The following is a 650-nucleotide window of genomic DNA, read 5'->3' on the forward strand; positions in this document are numbered from 1 at the left end:
GAGCGAAAAATCAGTGTCTTTTAGTCTTAACCGACCGACGAAGTAGACACCAAATCATAAGATTAATTCCAAGTAAAACTGCTGAAGCTGTCAATCAGGCACTTAGGTTACTATTAGCTGAGTATCATATTTTATCAATAACTGCAGATAATGGTTCGGAATTTAGTCGATTGGTTGAAGTGTTTCCTGAGGAACATATCTTCTATGCACATCCCTACTCTTCATGGGAAAGAGGTTCAAATGAAAACCATAATCGATTGATTCGGAGATGGTTACCTAAAGGAACCAAGAAAACGACTCCGAAAGAAGTCGCTTTTATCGAAAATTGGATTAACAACTACCCTAAAAAATGCTTGGACTACAAGTCGCCAAGTGAATTTCTTTTGGGTGGCTAACTTCAACTTGAAATTTGGGTTTCAGAATTCTTCTCTACACGCTTCATCTTCATTATTATAGAAGATTTTTATCGAGCCCCCTTTAAATGCATTTGTAAATCACGTAACATTTTTCGACGACCATTGAAGCATTGGCCATTCATTAGACAATATGTAAAGACCCCCAGTTGAGAATTCGTGGATTTACCTGTACACTAGAATAAAAAAACAATCAACTTCTAACAGGAATTATCACACTCAATTGGAGGTCTTATA

At 36.6% G+C, this 650-nt stretch carries 1 protein-coding gene; it reads left to right on the top strand.

The window, feature by feature from the left end:
* The coding region (locus C1E99_RS03350) for an IS30 family transposase (RefSeq protein WP_153060150.1) at nucleotides 1-395 on the top strand (395 nt) is incomplete at its 5' end.
* Between the last annotated feature and the right edge of the window lie 255 nt (nucleotides 396-650).

Source organism: Streptococcus suis (assembly GCF_002964045.1).
In the GTDB taxonomy this organism is placed as follows: Bacteria; Bacillota; Bacilli; order Lactobacillales; family Streptococcaceae; genus Streptococcus; species Streptococcus suis_U.